Origin of the sequence: Hyphomicrobium sp., assembly GCF_020852195.1 — a bacterium.
Classification (GTDB): domain Bacteria; phylum Pseudomonadota; class Alphaproteobacteria; order Rhizobiales; family Hyphomicrobiaceae; genus Hyphomicrobium_C.
In genome coordinates this window covers 1-2,713 of record NZ_JADZBI010000007.1, presented here as the reverse complement: position 1 = coordinate 2,713, position 2,713 = coordinate 1, and the positions used below count along the sequence as shown (strand labels likewise).

Sequence of the window (2,713 nt, the reverse complement as noted above, 5' to 3'; positions counted from 1 at the left end):
CGACCGCGAGAAGCTGCAGGAGCGGCTGGCGAAGCTCGCCGGCGGCGTGGCGGTGATCAAGGTCGGCGGCGCCACCGAGGTCGAGGTCAAGGAGCGCAAGGACCGCGTTGACGACGCACTGAACGCGACCCGCGCGGCGGTCGAGGAAGGCGTGGTGCCGGGCGGCGGCGTGGCGCTTCTCAAGGCGTCGAACGCCATCAGCGCCAAGGGCGAGAACGACGACCAGACGGCCGGCATCGCCATCGTGCGGCGCGCTCTGCAGGCGCCGATCCGGCAGATCGCGGAGAACGCCGGCACCGAGGGCTCGATCGTGGTCGGCCGCGTGCTCGAGGCCAAGGGCGCCAACTTCGGCTACGACGCGCAGGCGGATGTCTACGGCGACCTGATCGAGAAGGGCATCATCGACCCGGCCAAGGTAGTGCGGACGGCGCTGCAGGACGCGGCCTCGATCGCCGGACTCCTGATCACCACGGAGGCCGCCGTCGCCGAGGCGCCGAAGAAAGACGCCGGCCATGCCCACGCGCATGGCCCCGCTGGAATGGGCGGCATGGACATGTAGGCCGGTCCACCCGACCTGCGCCCTAACGACGCCCGCAGAGGTCCTCCTCTGCGGGCGTTTTTCTTTGTTTTTCTGATGCAGATCAGCCTATTGGCTGACCTTCACCTGTTATAAGTTTTTCCTATCGACCCAATCTGGCAATCGGACTTGCCCTTATGGATCTGACCCGTTAGTAGTCTGGAAGAACTCTAAAAAAAGCCGGCTGGAACCTCTGATGCGCGAAGCGACGTGCGCCTATTCGCGCTCGGAAACGGCGCACGCAGAGCAACCGGCACACCTTATCGGACAGGATCGGAGAGAGAGCATGGATGCAAAGACCGAGGACAAAGGCCCGGGCAAATGCCCGGTCGCGCACTCGAACGTCGGGCCGAGGTCGAACAAGGACTGGTGGCCGCATCAGCTTCCTGTCGATCTCTTGAACCAGCACTCGTCCAAATCTGATCCGCTGGGCCGGGCGTTCAACTACCGCGAGGAGTTCGAGAAGCTCGACTACGAGGCGCTGAAGAACGACCTGCGCAAGCTGATGACGGACTCCCAGGACTGGTGGCCTGCGGATTTCGGCCACTACGGTCCGCAGTTCATCCGCATGTCCTGGCACGCCGCCGGCACCTACCGCTTGAGCGACGGCCGTGGCGGTGGTGGTCGCGGCCAGCAGCGCTTCGCCCCGCTCAATAGCTGGCCGGACAACGTGAACATCGACAAGTCGCGTCGCCTGCTGTGGCCGATCAAGCAGAAATACGGGCAGAAGATCTCCTGGGCCGACCTTCTGATCCTCACTGGCAACGTCGCGCTGGAGACCATGGGCTTCCGCACCTTCGGCTTCGGCGCCGGCCGCGCAGATACCTGGGAGCCGGATCTCGACGTCAACTGGGGCTCCGAGGTCGCGTGGGAGACGCATCGGCCACTGGAAGCGTTCGACGCCCCGCTCAGCGCCACCGAAATGGGCCTGATCTACGTCAACCCGGAAGGCCCGAACGCCAACGGCGACCCGCTTTCCGCGGCTGCTTTCATCCGCGAGACCTTCAAGCGCATGGCGATGAACGACGAGGAGACCGTGGCGCTGATCGGCGGCGGCCACACCTTCGGCAAGACGCATGGCGCCGCACCGGGGTCGCACAAGGGGCCGGACCCGGAGGGCGCGGATCTCGAGGCACAGGGCCTGGGCTGGGCCAGCGACTTCGGCACAGGGCACGGCGCCGACGCCGTCGGCAGCGGCCTCGAGGTCATCTGGACGCAGACGCCGGCGCAGTGGAGCAACTTCTTCTTCGAGAACCTGTTCAAGTTCGAATGGGTGCAGACCCGCAGCCCCGGCGGCGCCATCCAGTGGGAGGCCAAGGATGCCGAGGCCGTCATCCCCGACGCCCACGATCCCTCGAAGAAGCGCAAGCCGACCATGCTGACGACCGACCTGTCGCTGCGTTTCGACCCGGTCTACGAGAAGATCTCGCGCCGCTTCCTGGAGAACCCGCAGGCCTTCGCCGAGGCTTTCGCCCGCGCCTGGTTCAAACTGACCCATCGCGATCTGGGCCCGCGCTCGCGCTATCTAGGCCCCGAGGTGCCGAAGGAGGAGCTGATCTGGCAGGACCCGGTGCCCGCCGTCGATCATCCGCTGATCGATGACGCGGACATCGCCGCCCTCAAGGCCAAGGTGCTGGCCTCGGGCCTCACCGTCTCCGAGCTGGTCGGCACCGCCTGGGCGTCGGCCTCCACCTTCCGCGGCGGCGACAAGCGCGGCGGCGCCAACGGTGCGCGCGTCCGCCTCGCGCCGCAGAAGGACTGGGAGGTCAACCAGCCGCTGCAGCTTGCCAAAGTGCTCGCCGTGCTGGGCGGGATCCGCTCCGCGTTCAACAAGGCTGCGGACGGCGACAAGAAGGTCTCGCTGGCCGACCTGATCGTGCTGGCCGGCAACGCCGGCGTCGAGCAAGCGGCGCGCGCGGCCGGCCATGAGGTGACGGTGCCGTTCGCGCCCGGCCGCACCGACGCCTCGCAGGAGCAGACCGACGTGCACACCTTCGATGTCATGGAGCCCCTGGCGGACGGCTTCCGCAACTACCAAACCGCGACGCTCAAGGTGCCCGCCGAGGTGGCCCTGATCGACAAGGCGCAGTTGCTGACGCTGACGGCACCCGAGCTGACCGTGCTGATCGGCGGCCT

Annotated in this window: 2 protein-coding genes; both read left to right on the top strand. The window is 67.0% G+C overall.

What is annotated here, in order from left to right; all coding sequences use genetic code 11:
* A partial coding sequence (locus IT540_RS00650; RefSeq protein ID WP_291171875.1) for a TCP-1/cpn60 chaperonin family protein occupies nt 1-559 on the top strand: 559 nt, incomplete at its 5' end.
* A 304-nt stretch (nt 560-863) separates the two neighbouring features.
* On the top strand, nt 864-2,713 hold a 1,850-nt coding region (gene katG / locus IT540_RS00645), incomplete at its 3' end, for a catalase/peroxidase HPI (protein ID WP_291171872.1).